Origin of the sequence: Ornithinibacillus proteolyticus (assembly GCF_039581225.1) — a bacterium.
Classification (GTDB): domain Bacteria; phylum Bacillota; class Bacilli; order Bacillales; family Amphibacillaceae; genus Ornithinibacillus; species Ornithinibacillus massiliensis.
This window is the reverse complement of the sequence record NZ_JBCPXV010000106.1, coordinates 1-2,056: the sequence shown is the minus strand read 5'-3', so window position 1 is coordinate 2,056 and position 2,056 is coordinate 1. Positions and strand designations below refer to the sequence as shown.

The window sequence follows — 2,056 nt, the reverse complement described above, 5'->3', positions numbered from 1 at the left end:
TTTTGTGCGCTTGGCAGCGCTCCGAACTTAAGGGTGAAAGTCCCAAACACGCCGTAGTGGCGGAAGTGTATAGCTGACAGGCAGTGCATGCTCGTGAGGGAATGTGCGGAGGGCTTGAAGGCAAACTCTGGAACAGGCGACAATAACCATGTTGGCTGATAGAATCGGATAACCCTGCAAAAGAAGGGAGTGTCCAATCCCACAACAGGATTCTATAAGTTATGAGGACTGGGTTCAGAGGAAAGTTCGGTGACGTGACCCAAGGAGGTCTTATCGTCTCCACTTGGTGGTAACCCCCAGACAAGTCCGTGAGGGACAAGCTGGGATTATGGGTGGTAAGAAGTCAGAGCAGGGGATAGTAGTGATTAATCTCGCCAGAAAGGTCGCAAAGGCGAGAGATTCTGTACAGAGTTACAGAAGCAATCTTTCACCCAAAAGGTGGAGAATTGGTGCGAAGCCCGTCTGCCCATGGAAGAAAAGTCAACCAACTTAGGAAGCTGTCATGAGCCAGACAGAAGTCAGTGAGGTAGGTAGCCGAAGAACTGAGGTCGAACAGAAGGGTAGACCGTCTGGGGCGGAGTAACTTATGGGTGAAACGAACATTGTCTTAAATGACTAGAAAATCGTGGATACCAAAGGGAAGGAATACGAATCATGAACGAGCAAGAAGGAAAAGGTAACTTTCGTGAGGGATTTAGGAATCACCAGAGGAAATGGTATAGCCTTATGGATAAAATATGGGCATATCCTAATATGGAGGAAGCATTCCTGGAGGTAAAACGGAATCGAGGTTCTGCGGGAATAGATGGCGTGGATATTAGAGCCTTCGAATATGGTGTGGAGGATAATGTACAAATCCTTCAACAGGAATTATTAAGTAGGACATACAAACCAAGGCCTGTAAAACGAGTCTACATTCCAAAGGCAGATGGTTCTCAAAGACCTTTAGGAATTCCAACAGTACGAGACCGAGTTGTCCAAGCATCTGTGCGACGTGTGATAGAACCAATTTTCGAGGCAAAGTTCTTGGATTGCAGTTTTGGATTTAGACCTAAACGTAGTGCCCATATGGCACTGGAAAAAATCCAGAAAGACTTAACCGACGGTTACATATATGTAATTGATGCTGATTTGAAATCATACTTTGATACCATACCGCAAGATAGGCTGATAGAGGCGGTAAGGGAAGAAATTGTGGATGGCAGTGTTCTAAATTTAATCCAAAGTTTCCTCGAAGCTGGAATTATGGAAGATGGAAGCTTTTACTTGAATGAGAAGGGCACCCCGCAAGGTGGGGTTATTAGCCCTCTTCTCGCCAATATCTACCTTCATTCTCTTGATGAAGTCATGACAAAAAGAGGACATCGAATTACAAGATATGCCGATGACTTCGTAATATGTTGTAAATCAAGAAAAGGCGCTGAAAGAGTATTAAAATCAGTAATCCGATTCTTGGAGACAGAATTAGGTCTAATAGTACACCCTGAAAAGACGAAGATAGTCAACAATCTGGAAGAGCCATTTGTATTTCTAGGACACGAATTCACTAGAGGAAGATGGATGAAACCATCATCTAAATCGTTAAAGAAATTCAAAACGAAGGTAAAGGAAATTACTAGGAAGAATCAAACGGTCAATCTTGAAGATTTAGTTAGGAAAAGGCTGAACACCTATCTCCGAGGTTGGGGAAACTATTTTGGGCATGGACATGTCAAATCCTTATTCCAAGAACTGGATTCATGGATTCGAAGAAGGCTAAGGATGGTTCAACTTAGAAGTTGGAGAAAGATTAGGAAACTCCACAGAGAGCTGAGGAGAAGAAACTGGAAAGGCGAACTACCACAATTGCGAATGTACAATTGGAGAAGTTCCTTATCAACCCCAGTACACACAGCAATTCCAAACAAAAAGTTTGTGGAAATTGGTCTTGTTTCTCTGGTTGATATTTACAATGAACATCATTCCCAAAGGGAATAATCATGGAGGAGCCGTATGCGATGACCCGCACGTACGGAACTGCGAGAGGCGCATGAGTGATTCATGCGCCTACTCTATT

At 43.6% G+C, this 2,056-nt stretch carries 1 protein-coding gene; it reads left to right on the top strand.

The genetic code is table 11. From position 1 onward, the window contains the following. Positions 1-654: 654 nt before the first annotated feature. Positions 655-1,977, top strand: a complete 1,323-nt coding sequence (gene ltrA / locus AAIB49_RS19765; RefSeq protein WP_339212845.1) for a group II intron reverse transcriptase/maturase — start codon at positions 655-657, stop codon at positions 1,975-1,977. Positions 1,978-2,056 lie beyond the last annotated feature (79 nt).

Excerpts from the sequence above, each read along its gene's own strand:
- ltrA (WP_339212845.1), top strand. The coding sequence starts at position 655 with ATGAACGAGCAAGAAGGAAAAGGTAACTTTCGTGAGGGATTTAGGAAT.